Consider the following 17,391-nt stretch of genomic DNA (forward strand, 5'->3'; position numbering starts at 1 on the left):
CCGCCACAACGCAGCGAAACCCCTATTGTGGCTTGCTCGGAAAGCGACCGCTTACGCGCCATCGCCGCGCTGAATATCCATCAGCAGGCGCTCGGTCTTGGCGTCCTCGACGCGGTTGATGAAGCGGGAGGCCTCTTCCGCGTCGCGCAGTGTCTTGGTGATGGTGACCGAGGTGTGCACCAGCATGATCGCGGCCATCGCATAAAACCCCTTGGCGGCAAAACTGGCTTCGAGGAAGTAGATGCCGCCCGCCATCATCGCGGCCGCGACGCCGAAACTCAGCATGGTGAAGCTCTTCCAGGCGCCGGAGTCTTTTGGCGTATAAGAATTGACAGACATTTCTTCGATCCTTCTCGGTTTAGTGGGTCAGACGGTTCGGGGAAGTTTTAGTCAGTCCGGCGCGGCATCACTGCGCGCCGTTCATGCGTTTCGACAGCCGTTCGAGCACGGCGTCGGCGCTGGTTTTGAGCGGCGCGCCGCAGCCGGCGGCCGCCAGTTTCTCGCTCAGCGCGCCGGGGTCGCCGCTCTGCTCCATTTCCTCGAGCGCGCTCGCCGCCGCTTCGATCCGGGTCTGGCGCGCGCGCAGCCGCGACAGCGTCTTCTCGGCGTCGCGCAGCGTCGAAAGCGTCGTGCCGGCGCCGGTCTCGCGCAGCCGCTGCGTCGTGTCGGTCGCCGAGGCGATGCGCTGACCGCGTTGCAGGTCGCGCAGGCGTTTCTCCGATGCGGTGACGGTGCGCTTCAGGCGTGCAATCTCGACCTCGAAGTTCTTTTGCGCCTGCTCTGAAGCGCCCTTCTCCGCCTCGAGAAGACCGATCGTTTCGGCCGCCTCGCGGGCGAGTTCGTTCCTGCCCTGCTCCAGCGCGGCGATGGTGCGGGTTTCGAGATCATCGATCCGCGCCGCCAGCCTTTCATATTGCTGGGCTTCCTGGCTGTTCTGGGCGACCGCGTTTGCGATCGCCTTGCGCGCCGTGGCGATCGCCTCGGCACAGTCCCTGATCTGCTGGCGCAGGATGACCAGCGCGTTGCGGTCAACGATACCCTGTCCGGCTTCGTGCGTGTGCCCCCGGGCAAGCGCGACAAGTTGTTTCCACATGTTCGATCTCCCTATGAACACTGTTCACAAGAGGCAGCCTACACGACCGTGAACATTGTTCAAGATAGAAATTGAACACTGTTCAAGATTCTGGAAGGCGACGGTTAATACCGGGCGGGGGCAAGCCACGGGCCGTTCAACGCGCGGCACGCGGAACCTGCTGAAAACAGAAACCCGCCGGAGCGTCGGGCGCCCGGCGGGTTTGTCCCTTAAACAGGAGCGGCGAGGCCATCGCCACCCGGAAACCTTTGTCAGACGAGGACGAAGTCGCTGACGCTCAGCGTGCTGAGGCCGGTCAGCTTGGCAACCAGTGTGCTTTCAAAGTCGCCGCCATTACCGTCGGCATCGAACCAGAGCCGGCCGGTGTCGGTCTCGAACAGGAGCTGCGCGCCTGCCGTCGTAGCAACCGTGCCGGTCCCGAGCACAAGCTTGAGTGCATAATTGTCGGCAAGTCCGAACCCTTCCCGCTCGATCATCAGCAGGTCCGAGCCCCGTGTGAAATCGGTGATCAGGTCGCCGGTGTCGGTGCCGTCCCAGCCGAAGACGAACGTGTCCTTGCCGGCGCCGCCGGTCAGCATGTCCGAGCCCTTGCCGCCGCGCAGCAGATCGTTGCCGCCGCGGCCGTCAAGCCTGTCGCCGCCCTCATTGCCGTACAAACCTTCGTTGGCGTCAGTGCCGCGGATATCGTCGTCGGCATTGCCGCCGAAAACGCGCTCGATGCTGGTGAGCGTCAGCCCCTTCGCCATTCCGGAATTCAGGCTGTTGTCGGCGAGATCGACGCGGACCGACATGCCCGAGAGAAAATTGAAGTACAGCGTGTCGTCGCCGGTGCCGCCGTCGAACACATCCGTTCCGACGCCGCTGGTGCGGGTGAACGAATCGTCGCCGATGCCGCCGGACAGCTTGTCGCTGCCTTCGCCGTCGAGCAGTTGGTCATTGCCGGACCCGCCGTTCAGCACGTCATTGCCGGCCCGCCCGTCAAGCACATCCGCGCCGGCGCCGCCGGTGACCGTATCGCCGGCCGTGCCGCCGACGAAGTCCAAGGCTTCCACGCTTGAGAACGACGTGGTCGCATCGACCGTCGTCGTGCCCGTCGAGAAGGTGAACTTGATCGCCGAGGTCACATCCGAAAGATCGAGGAAGACCCGATCCGAGCCTGCCCCGCCGGTGGCGGTGTCGCCGGCATTGATGTGCAGTTCGTCATTGCCGGCGCCGCCGTCAAGCACGTCGCGGTCCTTGTCGGAGACGCCGCCGGTCGCCCACAAAATGTCGTTGCCGTCGCCGCCGAGCAGCGTGTCCTTGCCGTTCCAGCCGATCAGTTCGTCGTCGCCGCCGAGCCCGGTCAGCTTGTCGTTGCCGTCATAACCATTGAGTTCGTCGGCAAGATTGCCGCCGGTCAGCGTGTCATTGCCTCTGCCGGACTGGATGTGGACGCGTTCGAAGTCGATCAGCCGCACATTGCCGTTGACCAGCAGCGCGTTGGCCGACAGCGTAAACGTCAGGTCGGTGCTGGCGCCAGATCGGTTGATCCAGGCAAGGTCGGTGCCGGTGCCGCCATTGACACTGTAGACGCCGTAGATGCTGCCGCTGGCGGTGTTGAGAAAGACGCTGTCATCGCCGGCGCCGAGCTTGATCGTGTTCTTGTCGCCGGTCGCGTGGAAGAAGTCGACCTCGACCTGAACGGTATCGATGCCGTCGCCGGCGTCGATTGTGTTGTTGCCGGCGGCATCAAGGATGCGGTCGTTGCCGGCGCCGCCGACCACGACATCGTCGCCATAACCCGCGTCGAACACATCGTCGCCATTGCTACCGGTGAGCTGGTCGTTTCCGTGCCCTGAAGTGAACGTCACCTGCTTTGCGCCGCGTCCATCGAGCACGTCGTTGCCGGTGCTCGTGGTGATGGTGAAGATCTCCGCATCGGCGATCACCGAGCCGTCCGACAGCCTGCCGAAACGCCCGTCAATGGCGAAGGTGAGGTTCTGGTCGAAGTTGTAGGCGCGGTCGATGACGACCTGGTCGATGCCGGCCCCGGCGCGCACGCTGTCCTTGCCCTTGCCGGTGATCAGCACATCGTCGCCATTGCCGCCGTCGAGAAGGTCGTTGCCCTCGCCACCGTCGAGCATGTCGTTGCCGTCGCCGCCGTAGAGCGCGTCGCTGCCCGAATAGGCCGACATCACGTCGTTACCGGCGCCAGCGGTAAAGGTGTCCTTGGCGCTCGAACCGGTGATCGTATAGGCCTCGATGTTGATCAAGGTGGTGCCGTCGGACAGGGTGTTCTGAACGTTAGCCGCCTTGGCGGTGAACGTCCCAGAGAGCCCGTTGATGATCAGCCGGTCGATGCCCGTGCCGCCGTCGACCGTGTCGGGGCCGCTGCCGATCGATACAGTGATCGTATCGTCGTTGGCGCCGCCGATAAGCGTGTCCTTGCCGGCTCCGCCCTCGATCATGTCGTTGCCAGTGCCACCGTCCAGCTTGTCGTCGCCGCTGCCGCCGGAGATGTTGTCGTCGCCGGCGCCGCCGTTGGCGGTGTCGATCCCATCTCCGCCGCTGATGAAGTCGTTGCCGGCGTCGCCGTTCAACTGGTCGTTGCCGGCTTCGCCGAACAGATTGTCGCGGCCGTTGCCGCCATAGAGAATGTCATTGCCGATGCCGCCGACAAGGCCGTCATCGCCATTCTCGCCATAGGCCGTGTCGTTGCCATCCTCGCCGAGCAGCCAGTCGGCCCCGCCGCCGCCCTTCAGCACGTCATTGCCCGCGCCGCCGGACAGGTAGTCGCTCCACATGCCGCCGGTCAGCTTGTCGACAAATGCGGTCCCGGTAACCGTGAAGCGCTCGACGTCGACGATCTGCATGCCGAGCAGGGTGGTGGTCTTTGCCGTATCCGGCGCGACAAAGGTCACGCCGGCCGCGGCATCCTCGAAGCTGAAGCTGATGCTGTCGAAGCCGACGCCGCCATTGATCTTGTCGCCGGCCCCGTCCGCGAGGTCCACCAGCAGGATGGTATCGTCACCGAGATCGCCCTGGATGGTGTCGGTTCCTTCTCCACCGATCAGGTAGTCGTCGCCAGAGCCGCCCTCCAGAGTGTCGTTTCCGGCCCCGCCATAGACGCTGTCGTCCTGGAATCCGCCCTTAACGGTGTCGTTGTCCGCACCGCCGTCAAGGAAATCGTCGTCGAAACCGCCGGCGATGGTGTCGTTGCCGCCATTGCCGAACAGTGTGTCGGCACTGTCCGTGCCGGGAATAGCCTCTGATTTGTCGGTACCACTGTAAAAAGCCATGTAAGTTGCCCTTTGCGTGTTGCGCTGATGGCCAACCGTCCAAGCGAGGCCGACGCGTCGCCCTTCGCTCGAAGGCGGATCGCCGGTCGAATTACTCCGCGATTTCAATGATTGCGGTTCACGCAACCAATCCCGCGACGACCTTTTGTCGCTGCGGGCTCATGTGGAATCGATGGACAGCTACCACTATTTCAGAATACGATGGCGTGTAGCGAAAGGAGAGGTAGCTGTCAATATGAATACATATGCCTGTGCAGTGAAATCACTATGACACGAACCTACACCTTAAAAAAGCGAGCAGAACAGCAGGCCGACACCAGACGGCGCATCGTCGACGCCGCGGTAGAACTCCATAGCAGCGCCGGCCCGGCGCATACGACATTCAGCATGGTGGCCGAGCGCGCCGGCGTGCAGCGGCATACGCTTTACGCGCATTTCCCGAACGAGCGGAGCCTGCTTATGGCCTGCTCCGGCCAGGTCGCCGAGGACGATCCGATGCCGGACGCCGCGCCCTGGCACCAGATCGAGGAGCGACGTGAAAGGCTGACCGTCGGAATCCGGGCGATCTACGACTGGTACGAACGCCATGCGTCGCTGATGGCGCGGGTGCTGCGCGATGCCGAGCACCATGCTCTGACGCGCGAGATCAGCAGGCTGCGGTTCGCCAAGCCGTTCGCGGAATGGAAGGAGGCCCTTGGGGTCGGCCTGGACGACCGGCAGCGCGCCATGCTCGGCCTGACGCTGCGGTTTTTCAACTGGCGATATCTGCGTCAGGAGGCTGGGCTGCCCCAAGAGGCAGCCGTAAGCCTGATGGTTCTCGCCATCGATGGCCTCGGGAAAGGCGTGCAAGACGACGACGCCGGAGATCAGTCCAAACCGGAGAACGCCGGCAGACAGGCCGTGGTGTCCCTGCGCGCGCTCCCTTGACCCGCCTGCCGCGCTGCCGCATTGCTCGGCCATGCGCGCGAACTACAAAATGCAGCGGCTTTTCGTGGAAGCCGACCTCGTGGCCGGCGGAGCGTTCGAGGCCGGACAGCAACACAGCCACTATTTGCTCAACGTGCTGCGCATGGCCGAGGGCGAGGTTCTGGTCTTCAACGGCCGCGACGGCGAATGGCGGGCGGCGGTCGAGGCGCGGTCGAAAAAGGCGGCGTGGCTGAGACCCGTCGAGCAGACGCGGCCGCAGCCGAAAAAGCCGGACCTGGTCTATTGTTTCGCGCCGCTGAAGCAGGGGCGGCTCGACTATCTCGTGCAGAAGGCCGTGGAGATGGGGGCCGGGCTTTTGCAGCCGGTGATCACCCAGCACACGCAGGTGACGAAACCGGGCATCGACCGCTTGCGGGCCAACGCCGTGGAGGCGGCTGAGCAATGCGGCGTGCTGGCGGTGCCTGAGGTCGCAGAGGCACTGAGATTGGACCGTCTGCTGGCAGGCTGGGACAAGGACCGCCGCCTTATCTTCTGCGACGAAGACGCTTCCACCGACAACCCGCTGCCGGCGTTGCGGGCGATTTCGGAGCAAAAACTTGGGCTGCTGATCGGTCCGGAGGGCGGCTTTTCCGACGACGAACGCAAGACGCTGCGCGCCCTGCCCTTCGTCACCGCCATCCCGCTCGGCCCCCGCATCCTGCGGGCCGATACGGCGGGAGTGGCCGCGCTGGCACTGGTGCAGGCGACGATCGGGGACTGGTAGCTTTGCGGCGGCCCCGGTCGGAGCCGCCGCATGGGATTGGTATCAAGGATTCATCACCGCCAGCACTTCGTGGCCGCCGCGCCAGATCATTTCGAGCGACACGTAGAGTATGACGGCGAGGCCGACATAGGCGATCCAACGGTGGCGCTGGAGGATGCGCGCGATGAAGCTGGCAGCGATGCCCATCAGCGCGATCGACAGGATCAGGCCGAATACCAGGATGCCGGGATGGTCGCGCGCGGCACCCGCCACCGCCAGCACGTTGTCGAGCGACATCGAGACGTCGGCAATGACGATCTGCCAGGCGGCCTGCGCGAACGTCTTTTTCGGCGCGCCGCCGGCGACGGTGCCGTCCTGGTTGATGTCCCGGTTTTCCAGCGCCTCGGCGCCTTCGACCTCCTCGGCATGCGTGGTGCGCAATTCGCGCCACATTTTCCAGCAGACCCAGAGCAAGAGCACGCCGCCCGCCAGCAGCAAGCCGACGATCTGCAGAAGCTGCGTGGTGGCCGCTGCGAAGCCGATGCGCAGCACGGTGGCGGCGATAATACCGATCAGGATCGCCTTGGCCCGCTGCTCCTTCGGCAGGCCGGCCGCGGCAAGGCCGATGACGATCGCATTGTCGCCGGCCAGCACCAGGTCGATCATGATGACCTGGAGAAGCGCGGACAGCGCTTCCGGCGTAAAATATTCCATCATTTGGCACCCATTTTTCAAATGGGGGTGCCGGCATGGCAGAATGCGGCAAACCACAGCACCGGGAGCGTTTTCACGCTTCCGGCCGAACTTCAAAGGCTGTCGTCAGCTAAATTCCACGAACACCAGACCCCGGTTGGACTTCCAGTCCGACATCACAGCCTGGAAGACTGTCAGAGGGGCCCGGTCTGGTGGTTCGCATTTAGCTGGCGGAGCGGCCGAATACAAGAGCAGACGCCCGGCAAGATGGGCGGCGCGGCGCCTGATCCTATGCCGAACTCACGCGATCATCGGGAATTATATGTCGCCTTCAGATCGTTTCCGCAACACGCGCAATGTCGGTGGTCACGTCCTGCGCGCCGGCGACAAGCCACAGCTTGTCGTCGGCCATGAAGCGCCAGCTATTCGTGTGCTCGACATGCCTGGCTCTTGCCTGCACGACCTCGTAAGGCAGCAGAAGCGCCTTGAACACCTGATAGCCAGCATCGAACAGCACGCAGGCAAGAACATCGAATGTCCGATCGGGGAGGCGTCGAATGGCGCTGAGCTGCCGCGAGGGGTTTTTGGGCGTCACCCGCCGGGCCTTTATCTGATAGCGCACGCCCTGCGCATCGACCGCGTCGTGCCCGGCGGAGGAATTGTCGTTCAATTGCCACCCGAAGGCGCTGGCAAACAACAGTTCCGCATAGTCGCCCAACGGAGAATTGGACGTCCTGACGATCTGACGGTCTCTCAATTCGTCAAGGATCTGGGCGTGAAGGGATAAGAGCTCGCGGACGCCCGCCTCCCGGATAATCTCATGCCGCTCTGTGCCGGCCGCTCGAAAGTCCCTTGCCTCAGCCGTGACGGCTGGCGTCTCATAGAGCGACCGGGGAACCCGCGAGCGCAGCATGTTGCCGATGCTCATCCGCTGTTGGCCGGGATTGAGATGGGCATAGGCCTGCTCGCGGTCGATGCCGTATTGCCGCGCGACGGAGTGAAGGCGCGCCAGGTCGAAGCTCCCGTCCGGGCCGGCGACTTCAGCGTTGAGCCACATGTTGAACGGACTTTGGGCCGTGTCTCGCTCCCAGGCCCTGCGCTGTTCTTCCGTGATCCGCACGTCGATCCCCTGACCGCCTCCGGCTTCGGAGAGTAGCCCCGCTTTCGGCAGGTGCCAACTGGAGCCGCCCGCTCATCGCACGTTTTGCAGATCGATGCCGGAGCGTCGCATCGGCAAAGCCGAGAATCAGGGCAGTTCCAGACCCATCAGATGGCGCACTTTGTTGCTGCCGTCGTAGAGAATGAAAAATGCGCCCGGGCTGCCCGGATCGTCGGCGATGGCCTCGAGTTTTGCCAGAGAGGGCTTGCCCTCGGCATCGTCCTCCACGACCGGCTTGAAGGTAACGATCGGATCCGGTTCAAAGGCGTCTCCCGTCGAAGGCTTCCAGACACGAAGCTGAAACGGACGGCCGGCGTCCTCCTCGTTTAGGTTCGAGCCACATTCCGGCACCTTGGGATTGCCTTGCTTGTCGACCAGGCCAGGGACGCCCGCATCTCCCGTGATCACCAAAACGGCGTCGCGGACCGTTTCCATCGACCTTATGCCGATGAAAGGCCGGTCCGTCGGCAGGACATGCAGTGTGGCGCCGTAAAAGTCCTCATCGACGAGCTTTTCGACAGAGGTCGAGATGACATAGGCGCCTGAATCATTACCGTCTGTGCCGTGGGTGGGGCTTCGCAGGCCAATCAGCAGATTCTTCCCGAATACGGTCGCACCCTCGATGTTGAGGCCGCCGCACTGCAACTGCTTGTTCAGCCGGTCACGAAGGACATTGATCGCGCCAAAAAGCCCGTCCAGGCTCGCCCATCGTGCCGGCACTTCGGATTTCGACCGCAGGTCCGACACTGACGCGATAGCGACCAGATGCGAAGCCGGATTGACCTGGCCGCGCTTGCGTTTGTTGGCGTGCGAGCCGACGAACAGGATGTCGTCTCCGTTCCGCGCCACTGCCTCCAGATCCAGTTCCAGCTTGTCGATATCTTCGACGCCGATCCCGTGATTTTGGAGAAAAGTCTCGGACGGTAAGACCAGATCGAGGGCAGCATCGTACAGGAAATGGGGAATGCCCTTTGCGTCGCGCACCACCCGCAGCCGATGAACCCCTCGCTTCTCGTCCGCCACCATCACGCACCAGTCAGGGTCGAGAAAAATAAGGCCGCTCATGTTGTGGCTTTGCTCGATGGCATCGTTGCCGTCGTGATAGGGCGGATCGTTCGGTACCGTGATGATGCAGACCTCTTTCAACTCCACACCCATCGCCTCCTCCCAAACTATTTCAAATATAGAAATACCTATCTTGTAAAAATGCAAGGGCCTTATTCTCTACAGATTATTTATTCTCTACTTGGGAAGTATGTTTCCGTTTTTCTGGACTGGCGGCGGGCACTTATCAGCAAGCGACAGCAAAGCCGTTACCGAACTGCATGTTTCCGACCCCAGGATCGGGCCGGGGCGCACCGGCGAAGCAGTTCCGACTGGTGGCATGCAGTTGGCGGACGGAAAGGATTTCCGTCATGGCAACCGGCGGCGGAACACCCGCATCAACTCTCCTGACAAATGCGTCAGGATTTTTCGCTTGATCGGCCATGGCAATATCGGCCATCAAGCCGCGCGGCCATTCGGCCGCCGGAGAAGACCACCATGGCCCGCGACACAACGGACTTCCGCCCGATCGAAGGCAAGGACGAACTGGTCGGCTATCTCGCGGCAGGCAACAAGCCGCGCGACAAATGGCGGATCGGCACCGAGCACGAAAAATTCCCGTTCTATGTCGACGGCCACGGCCCGGTGCCCTATGGCGGCGAACGCGGCATCCGCGCCATTCTCGAAGGCATGCAGAAGACGCTGGGCTGGGATCCCATCATGGACGAGGGCCGCATTATCGGCCTGGTCGAGCCGACCGGCCAGGGCGCCATCAGCCTGGAGCCGGGCGGCCAGTTCGAGCTTTCCGGCGCGCCGCTGGAGACCATCCACCAGACCTGCCGCGAGGGCAACGCGCACCTTGCGCAATTGCGCGAGATCGCCGAGCCGCTCGGCATCCGCTTCCTCGGCCTCGGCGGCAGCCCGAAATGGTCGCTGGCCGAAACGCCAAAGATGCCGAAATCGCGCTACGAGATCATGACCCGCTACATGCCCAAGGTCGGTACAAAAGGTCTCGACATGATGTACCGCACCTGCACCATCCAGGTGAACCTCGACTTTGAAAGCGAAGCCGACATGCGCCGCAAGATGCAGGTGTCGCTGAAGCTGCAGCCGCTGGCCACCGCGCTGTTCGCCAACTCGCCCTTCACCGAAGGCCGGCCGAACGGCTTGAAATCCTGGCGCGGCGAGATCTGGACCGACACCGACAACCAGCGCTCCGGCCTGCTGCCGATCTGTTTTTCGGAAACTTTTGGATTCGCCGACTATGTCGAATGGGCGCTCGATGTGCCGATGTATTTCGTCATCCGCGACGGCCGCTACCACGACATGACGCACATCACGTTCCGCCAGTTCATGGACGGAGCCGCGCACAATTCTATCCCCGACGGCGTGCCGACCATGGGCGACTGGGCGAACCATCTGTCGACGCTGTTCCCCGACGTCAGGCTGAAGCGTTTCCTGGAAATGCGCGGCGCCGACGGCGGCCCGTGGCGGCGCATCTGCGCGCTGCCGGCCTTCTGGGTGGGGCTGCTCTATGACGAGGCCGCCCTCGACGCCGCCGAGACACTGACCGACAACTGGAGTTTCGAGGAGGTGCGCGCTCTACGCGCCGCCGTGCCGGCCGAAGGCATCGCCGCCACCTTCCGGGGTCAAAGCCTGCGCGATATCAGCCGCGAGGTGCTGGACATCTCGCGCGCGGGGCTGAAGAGCCGAGGGCGGAAAAACCGCGACGGCTATGACGAGAGCACGTTCCTGTCGACGCTGGACGAGGTGGTGGCGCGCGGCACCACCAGCGCGGAAGAAATGCTCAGCGCCTATCACACCCGCTGGGGCGGCTCGATCGAGCCGGCGTTCCTGGAGTATGCGTATTAGGACCCGCCGGTTGCCGAATTCGAGACGCTCTCGGCCGCCCCCGAATTTTGGTCGACTGGCACCGGATTTTGGTCGGTCAGGGCTGCCGGGGCTATTACGGTCGGCAACGGGTTCGAGCGCTTGCCCTTTTTATTGCGCCACCTGTATTTGCTTTGATATTCGCGCCTCTGTTTTGCGACTTCGTACAGAACGATCCCCGAGCTTGTCCCGAGGTTCAGGCTCTCGATCATTCCGAACATCGGAATGGAGACGCACATCTCGCTTCTTTCCACCGCGCGATCGCTGATGCCGGTTGCCTCGCTGCCGAACCAGACCGCAAGTTTGGTGTGGGCGGCATAGTCGCCTTCGTGAAGGAAAATACTCGTTTTGCCTTTCACGTGGGGTGACGTGACGATCGACTTGAAGCCTTTCTTCTCGAGGTGATCGAAACAAGCGTCAGTACTGTCGAAGCGCCTCACGAACGTCCATTTTACCGCCGAAACGGAGGTTTTCGAGATCGATCGTCTCTCGCGCAAGTCCTGCCAGTCGTCGGGGAGGGAATGGCTGGGATCGACGACATAGACCTTCTCCACGCCCAGCGCATTCACGTTGCGGACCACCGTTCCGATGTTCTTGATATCGGTCGGGCGCTCAAGGACGGCGATTAGGTTCTTGCAGCGAAACGAGCGGATTTCGTCGGCGCGCTTGCGGGCGGATTTTTTGGATTCGGCTGTTTCTTCCATGGCCATCCTCAACCTTTCCGCGAGGCATGCCTGTTTTCTTGAAAGGTTGCAATCCGGCTCACCGCGATCCGCCAGCATCGAATATCCCTTCAATCGCCCACGGAAACGATCTAGGCTCCCCGGCGACACCCTTGGAGGACGACCATGTTCAACCTGTTCGACATGCTCAACCAATCGCAGAACGGCCAGGGTATCGACCAGCTCGCCCGCCAGTTCGGCCTCTCCCAGCAGCAGGCGCAGCAGGCGGTCGAGGCCCTGATGCCGGCTTTCAGCCAGGGATTGAAACGCAATACCTCCGACCCCTACGGCATAGCAAACTTCATGAGTGCGCTGGCAAACAGCCAGAACGCCAAATATTTCGACAATCCGCAGGCTGCGTTCACGCCGCAAGGCATGGCTGAAGGCAATGACATCCTTGGCCAACTCTTCGGCTCCAAGGACCTTTCGCGGGCCGTGGCGGCGCAGGCCGCGCAGGCCACCGGCATCGGCCAGGACGTGCTGAAGCAGATGCTTCCCGTCATCGCCTCGATGGTCATGGGCGGGCTGTTCAAGCAATCCACCAACCAGCTTGGCGCGCAAGCCGGCGGTTTCGGCGGCGGCAACCCGCTCGGCGAGATCATCGAGCAGATGATGCGCCAGGGCGACGGGCTAGCCGGCGGAACAGCGCAGCCGCGCCAGGCGCCGAATCCACAGAATCCATTCGACAATCCGTTCGGAAAGGTGTTGCACGACATGTTCGGCGGCGGCGCCCAGCAGCCGCAACCTGGGCAGGCGCCCAACCCGATGGACAATCCATTCGGAAAAATGCTGGAAGGCATGCTTGGTGGCGGCCAGCAACAACCGCGGTCGCAGCCTCAGGCACCCAACCCGATAGGCGACAATCCCTGGGGCAAGATTCTTCAGGACATGCTGGGGGGTGCACAGGGCCCGCAGACATCGCCGCAAGAGCCGGATCCGACGCCGCAGCCGCGCACCAATCCGAGCGGGCGGCCGAGAAACCCCTATGACGATATTTTTGGAAACATGTTCGAGACAGGCGCGAAACAGCGCGACGACTACCAGAAGGGCGTCGAGTCGATCTTCGAGCAGTTCAAGAAGGGCATGGACCGGGGGCGGTAGGAAGCAACTGGCAGCAAAGAAAAAGCCCGGTCCGTTGGGACCGGGCAATGTGCAGGCATCCGGCAGGGGGCGCCGGGGTGGGGGAGCGCCTGCTGAAGGGCGTTCATCGATGGCTCAGAGCAACTCGCTCCGCGCTTCGACGAGCGTGCGCAGCCGGGTCGTCGGGTCGACGCCAAACGGCACCGCCACTGCGACATGCAGGTCGGCGCGGGTAAGGCCGATATCGCGGAGTTCGGAATCCGTCATCTCGCCGAGACGGTAGAAGGCGCGGCGGTTTCGCCAGGCGGTGTAAAGTTGGGAAATCATGGTGAATCCGATCGCCTGGGTAACCGGACGCCGTGCGGTGCGCGTGGTCTCGGTGGCAAAATCAAGGGCGGCCATGACAGTTCTCCTTTGTCCGCGCGCAATCGATCCGGCGGAACCCATTCCCGCCCGGCTTGTTGCGATCACTTGCTTGGACACACTCACAATTCCAAAATGCGATTGATTAATCCAACGAATGTTTTTAATGTTTATCATCAACACGAATGATGGATGGTGTCATGCAAGCGCCGCTCGATCTCGATCAACTGCAGACCTTCGTGACCATCGCCGACACCGGCAGCTTCACCCGCACGGCAAACGAAGTGCATCGCACGCAATCGGCCGTGTCCATGCAGATGCGGCGGCTCGAGGAGCGCATCGGCAAGCCGCTGTTCGAGAAGGACGGACGCACCAACAGGCTGACCGAAGACGGCGAAAAACTGCTCGCCTTCGCACGCCGCATGATCCGGCTGAACCGCGAGACGCTTGCCGCCTTCGACGAGACCAGCCTCAAGGGCCATGTCCGCATCGGCGTGCCCGACGACTACGCCGAGCCGTTCCTGCCCGAAATCATGGCGCGGTTTTCACGCTCGAACCCGCGGGTGGAACTTTCCGTCATCTGCGAGGACACGGGACGGCTGCGCGAACACATCCGGCGCGGCAATCTCGACATTGCCCTGGTGACGCACAATGAGGAGGTCGCGCCATCGGAGATCGTGCGGCGAGAACCGCTGCTGTGGGTGACTTCGTTACACCACACCGTGCATGAACAGACGCCGCTGCCGGTGGCCTTCGGACGGCCCACCTGCATCTGGAGGCGGGCGGGAATGGATGTGCTGGAACACATGGGACGGGACTATCGCATACTGATCAGCAGCTTCTCTGCGACCGTCATCATCTCGGCCGTGCTGTCGGGATTGGCGGTTTCAGTGCTCGCTGAATGCTCGCTGCGTCCCGGTATGCGCGTGCTCGGCGAGGCTGACGGGTTTGGAGCACTGCCGGAGACCAAGATCGGCATCATGCGCGGCCACACCGACCACCCGGCGCTGGTCGAAGCGCTGGCGCGCCACATCACCGACAGCCTCGGCAACCTCTCCGTGCCGACCATGGAGGAAGGCGGCTCGTTCGACTTCGCGGCCCTGGCCTTCGCCAGGGTCAAGAAGCAGAAAGCAGGTCAGGTAATAGCTGGTTGGTAGTCGGCCCCGGTCTTGACCGGAAACACCTGTGGCGGATCATGTGGGCATGGACGACCTCCTGAGCGAATCAAAGACCAATGCCGCCGAATTCACGGTCAGCGAAATCTCGAACGCGCTGAAGCGTACGGTCGAGGACAATTTCGGTCATGTGCGGGTGCGCGGCGAGATTTCCGGCTATCGCGGGCCGCACTCCTCGGGCCACGCCTATTTCAGCCTGAAGGATGATCGAGCCCGGCTGGAAGCCGTGATCTGGAAAGGCACGATGAACCGGCTGAAATTCCGTCCCGAGGAAGGGATGGAGGTGATCGCCACCGGCAAGCTGACCACCTATCCCGGTTCGTCCAAATACCAGATCGTCATCGACAATCTTGAGCCGGCGGGCGCCGGCGCGCTGATGGCGCTGCTCGAGGAACGCAAGCGGCAGCTGGCGGCGGAAGGCCTGTTCGATCCGGCGCGCAAGCAACTTCTGCCCTTCATGCCACGTGTCATCGGCGTGATAACGTCGCCGACCGGCGCGGTGATCCGCGACATCGTCCACCGCATAAAAGACCGGTTCCCGCTGCATGTCGTCGTCTGGCCGGTGCGCGTGCAAGGCGACACCTGCGCGGCGGAGGTGACCGCCGCCGTGCGGGGTTTCAACGCACTGCCGGAAGGCGGACCGATCCCGCGTCCGGACCTGATCATCGTGGCGCGTGGCGGTGGCAGCCTGGAAGACCTTTGGGGCTTCAACGACGAGGCACTGGCGCGCGCCGTGGCCGCTTCCGATCTGCCGGTCATATCGGCCGTCGGGCATGAAACCGACTGGACGCTGATCGACCTCGCGGCCGATGTGCGTGCGCCGACGCCAACGGGTGCGGCCGAGATCGCCGTGCCGGTGAGCGACGAACTCGCCGCGCGGCTCGCCAATCTCGGGGCGCGGCTGCGGGCCTGTGTTTCGCGCTCCACCGAGCGCAAGCGCACGGCGCTGAGGGCCGCCGCGCGCGCCCTGCCCTCGCCCGACCAGCTCCTGGCGCTGCCGCGCCGCCATTTCGACGAGGCGACCACCCGTCTCGGCCGGGCGCTGACGGTGAGCACCGACCGCAAGCGGGCGCGGCTTGCCGCCATCCGTTTGACGCCGGCGACGCTGTCGCGACGGATCGGCGAAACGCGAAAACATCTGGAACGCGATTTCGCTCGCGCTTTCGCCGCATTCCGCAGCAAGATCCGCCAGCGGCGGATCGACTTTTCCCGGACCGCGGCGCGCAGCACGCTGGCGCCGATCACACGCCGCAACGCGCTGGCACGGCAGGCGTTTTCCGCGCTGGCCAGCCGCCATGACAAGGCGATCGATTACCGAATTGAACGAACCCGCGCCCGCCTCACACAGGCCGACAGACTGCTTTCGACGCTGCAGCTATCGGACAAGGCGATTCTCGACCGCGGCTATGCGCTGGTGCTCGACCACGAGGGAGCGGTGATCAAGCGCGCTGCCGAGATTTCGGCCGGTGCGGCCCTGTCGCTGCGCTTTGCCGACGGCGAAGCGCACGCCGTGGCGACATCGGCGCCTCCGGCGCCAAGGCCGGCGCGGACCAAGGCTTCCGACAAGAAGCCCGCGCCAGGCGGGCAAGGCTCACTATTTTAGAGCAGGACGCGCCCAGGATCAGCGCCTTGCCGGTCGCAGAGGAAGACCGATCGCTTATGCGTCCGGGCAGTTGAACCTGAATTCGAACTGAGGCCCGGAGATCTCCCTGGCGAATATGATCGGGCACTTTGAACGCCCGGTATCGTCGAGATAGCGTCGGGCGGCGACCGCCTGTCTGCCTGCCTCGTCGGAGGTGTATGAGGGATACCCCGGCATGGCCGACACGATTCCGGCAGGGCTCGGCTTCACCATGATGCGATCCCGCTTCGGATGCTCGAACACCCGGTAGAGGCCGTCCGCCGTGATTACCTCATCGGCGGGAGTGGTTTCATATCCCAAAACGGACTGACAGGCCGTCAGCGCCAGGCAGACCAGGCCGCCGAACAGAATCTTCGCTCGCATCATTATTCGTCCCTTATGCCTGGAACTCTAAGCGGATTTCCGGTCCGCACTCAACAGACCCCTCAAACATTCGAGGGACTATCCCGTGCGAACAAAGTCGTTGCTACGTCGCAGACTCAAGGGTAGCTCCCCTTGAAGTTCTGGCGGTTCACGTCTCAGTCGCTACTGCGTAGGCAGCCCGCGTCGCTTCCATTCGCTGCGCGGGACCAAGTCCCCAACACCGAAGGCGAAGGACACAACCGTCATCGCGTCCGAATCCACCTCGCAACGAAAGCTCAAATTGTACCATTGCCCGCCGCTACGGAAGGCCGCCCTACGGTACTCGATTACCGTACCGTCCTTGAGACCATAGCGCGGCACGAATTCAGGAAGATAGGGCGGCGAAGCATTCAGCAACTGCTGGCGGAGTTCCGTCGCGCACAACTCACCTGCTCTGGCACTGCGGGGCATCTCACCCATCGCAGTTGTCGCGATCAGATCGCCACCTGCATTTCGCGAGAACAGCTTCTTAGCCTTCTGAAGTTTTGGGTTTTCTTGCGCCTCAACCGGCTTTGCGACCTCGGGCGCCTTCGCGCCGGGCGTCCCAGGCGGTGGAACCTTGTTCGGCGCGCCGGCCGCGGTCACAATCGGCGGCTCGGCAAGTTCCTCTTTGTCCGGGTTGCGTGGTGCCGACGGCGCCGATGAACCATCCTCCGCACTGTTGCCATCAAGAGCCTCGCGTGGACCGGCGTCCTTTTCGCCGAACTGGACGACCGGCCTCAAGGCAGGCGAAGGCGGAGGCGGCGCGGTGTCCTTGCTTGCCACAGGCGGCGTCTCGGCTTTGGCTTGCCGGGGTTCCTCGGGCTTGGGTTTTTGCGCAGGCGGCGGAGGTTCAACCTTGGTCTGTTCCGGCGGTTTGGGCGGTGGCACGAGGTCAACCTTTATCGCCTGCTCTTGCTGCGCCGCCTGGAGTGATTCCGGCAGTTCGAACATCAAAAACGCCGCGGCTAGCAGATGCAGGGCAACGGAGGCGGACAAGCCCCACGTGAATAGCCAGCGTTGATCTCGTACCCGGTCCATCATCGCAACCGATGTGGAGAGAAATGGCGCCGGCATCAAGCGTCCATGCCATCGGATGCCGAAAAACTCACCTGCCCGAAGCTCCCGAACAGGCGGCGCCCTATCGCCTTCGGAAGGGCGCACCGGTCTCCCCATGTCGACATGCCCTGCGTGACATCAAA

The 17,391-nt window shown here is 63.2% G+C and carries 17 protein-coding genes; 6 read left to right on the forward strand and 11 right to left on the reverse strand.

What is annotated here, in order from left to right; genetic code table 11:
* Positions 1 to 51: 51 nt before the first annotated feature.
* The 3 genes from ABMA59_RS20905 to ABMA59_RS20915 all read right to left on the reverse strand — a co-directional run bounded on the left by ABMA59_RS20905 (position 52) and on the right by ABMA59_RS20915 (position 4,371).
* On the reverse strand, positions 52 to 339 hold the full coding sequence (locus ABMA59_RS20905) for a YiaA/YiaB family inner membrane protein (protein WP_349007326.1): 288 nt from the start codon (positions 337 to 339) through the stop codon (positions 52 to 54).
* Positions 340 to 406: 67 nt separating this feature from the next.
* Complete coding sequence (locus ABMA59_RS20910) at positions 407 to 1,093, reverse strand: PspA/IM30 family protein (RefSeq protein WP_349007327.1); 687 nt, start codon at positions 1,091 to 1,093, stop codon at positions 407 to 409.
* Positions 1,094 to 1,344: 251 nt separating this feature from the next.
* A complete protein-coding gene (locus ABMA59_RS20915) occupies positions 1,345 to 4,371 on the reverse strand; it encodes a calcium-binding protein (RefSeq protein WP_349007328.1) in 3,027 nt (1,008 codons plus the stop codon).
* A 267-nt stretch (positions 4,372 to 4,638) separates the two neighbouring features.
* Here ABMA59_RS20915 and ABMA59_RS20920 point away from each other — a divergent pair, with 267 nt between their 5' ends.
* Together ABMA59_RS20920 and ABMA59_RS20925 are read left to right on the forward strand one after the other, a co-directional pair.
* Positions 4,639 to 5,298 carry a TetR/AcrR family transcriptional regulator gene (locus ABMA59_RS20920; protein WP_349007329.1) on the forward strand — a complete coding sequence of 220 codons (660 nt, stop codon included), beginning with the start codon at positions 4,639 to 4,641 and terminating at the stop codon, positions 5,296 to 5,298.
* 31 nt (positions 5,299 to 5,329) lie between these two features.
* Positions 5,330 to 6,061, forward strand: coding sequence for a 16S rRNA (uracil(1498)-N(3))-methyltransferase (locus ABMA59_RS20925; RefSeq protein WP_349007330.1), 732 nt, complete (start codon positions 5,330 to 5,332; stop codon positions 6,059 to 6,061).
* A 42-nt stretch (positions 6,062 to 6,103) separates the two neighbouring features.
* On the opposite strand, the gene ABMA59_RS20930 is transcribed toward ABMA59_RS20925, so the two are convergent.
* The 4 genes from ABMA59_RS20930 to ABMA59_RS20945 form a co-directional block, all read right to left on the reverse strand.
* Positions 6,104 to 6,757, reverse strand: a complete 654-nt coding sequence (locus ABMA59_RS20930) for a TerC family protein (RefSeq protein ID WP_349007331.1) — start codon at positions 6,755 to 6,757, stop codon at positions 6,104 to 6,106.
* A gap of 307 nt (positions 6,758 to 7,064) precedes the next feature.
* Positions 7,065 to 7,853, reverse strand: a complete 789-nt coding sequence (locus ABMA59_RS20935; RefSeq protein ID WP_349007332.1) for a hypothetical protein — start codon at positions 7,851 to 7,853, stop codon at positions 7,065 to 7,067.
* Positions 7,854 to 7,979: 126 nt separating this feature from the next.
* The gene (locus ABMA59_RS20940) at positions 7,980 to 9,050 is read right to left on the reverse strand and encodes a DUF3616 domain-containing protein (protein WP_349007333.1); all 1,071 of its coding nucleotides are present in this window, start codon (positions 9,048 to 9,050) and stop codon (positions 7,980 to 7,982) included.
* A 133-nt stretch (positions 9,051 to 9,183) separates the two neighbouring features.
* Positions 9,184 to 9,396, reverse strand: coding sequence for a hypothetical protein (locus ABMA59_RS20945; RefSeq protein ID WP_349007334.1), 213 nt, complete (start codon positions 9,394 to 9,396; stop codon positions 9,184 to 9,186).
* Between the two features lie 38 nt (positions 9,397 to 9,434).
* Here ABMA59_RS20945 and ABMA59_RS20950 point away from each other — a divergent pair, with 38 nt between their 5' ends.
* The gene (locus ABMA59_RS20950) at positions 9,435 to 10,808 is read left to right on the forward strand and encodes a glutamate--cysteine ligase (protein ID WP_349007335.1); all 1,374 of its coding nucleotides are present in this window, start codon (positions 9,435 to 9,437) and stop codon (positions 10,806 to 10,808) included.
* Here ABMA59_RS20950 and ABMA59_RS20955 read toward each other — a convergent pair.
* Positions 10,805 to 11,536 carry a TrmH family RNA methyltransferase gene (locus tag ABMA59_RS20955; protein ID WP_349007336.1) on the reverse strand — a complete coding sequence of 244 codons (732 nt, stop codon included), beginning with the start codon at positions 11,534 to 11,536 and terminating at the stop codon, positions 10,805 to 10,807. The two genes, ABMA59_RS20950 and ABMA59_RS20955, sit on opposite strands and share 4 nt — an antisense overlap.
* 138 nt (positions 11,537 to 11,674) lie before the next feature.
* Between ABMA59_RS20955 and ABMA59_RS20960 the strand changes: the two genes are divergently transcribed.
* Positions 11,675 to 12,649: a DUF937 domain-containing protein gene (locus ABMA59_RS20960; protein ID WP_349007337.1), complete on the forward strand. Its 975-nt coding sequence runs from the start codon at positions 11,675 to 11,677 to the stop codon at positions 12,647 to 12,649.
* Positions 12,650 to 12,763: 114 nt separating this feature from the next.
* On the opposite strand, the gene ABMA59_RS20965 is transcribed toward ABMA59_RS20960, so the two are convergent.
* Positions 12,764 to 13,030, reverse strand: coding sequence for a DUF1127 domain-containing protein (locus ABMA59_RS20965; protein WP_349007338.1), 267 nt, complete (start codon positions 13,028 to 13,030; stop codon positions 12,764 to 12,766).
* 161 nt (positions 13,031 to 13,191) lie between these two features.
* On the opposite strand from ABMA59_RS20965, the gene ABMA59_RS20970 reads away from it, so the two are divergent.
* Together ABMA59_RS20970 and xseA are read left to right on the forward strand one after the other, a co-directional pair.
* Positions 13,192 to 14,148, forward strand: a complete 957-nt coding sequence (locus ABMA59_RS20970) for a LysR substrate-binding domain-containing protein (RefSeq protein ID WP_349007339.1) — start codon at positions 13,192 to 13,194, stop codon at positions 14,146 to 14,148.
* 46 nt (positions 14,149 to 14,194) lie between these two features.
* Complete coding sequence (gene xseA / locus ABMA59_RS20975) at positions 14,195 to 15,769, forward strand: exodeoxyribonuclease VII large subunit (protein ID WP_349007340.1); 1,575 nt, start codon at positions 14,195 to 14,197, stop codon at positions 15,767 to 15,769.
* Positions 15,770 to 15,823: 54 nt separating this feature from the next.
* Here the strand turns inward: xseA and ABMA59_RS20980 are convergent, their stop codons facing one another.
* The gene (locus ABMA59_RS20980; protein ID WP_349007341.1) at positions 15,824 to 16,171 is read right to left on the reverse strand and encodes a hypothetical protein; all 348 of its coding nucleotides are present in this window, start codon (positions 16,169 to 16,171) and stop codon (positions 15,824 to 15,826) included.
* A gap of 162 nt (positions 16,172 to 16,333) precedes the next feature.
* A complete protein-coding gene (locus ABMA59_RS20985; protein WP_349007342.1) occupies positions 16,334 to 17,266 on the reverse strand; it encodes a DUF930 domain-containing protein in 933 nt (310 codons plus the stop codon).
* Between the last annotated feature and the right edge of the window lie 125 nt (positions 17,267 to 17,391).

The organism is Mesorhizobium yinganensis (assembly GCF_040081985.1).
In the GTDB taxonomy this organism is placed as follows: domain Bacteria; phylum Pseudomonadota; class Alphaproteobacteria; order Rhizobiales; family Rhizobiaceae; genus Kumtagia; species Kumtagia yinganensis.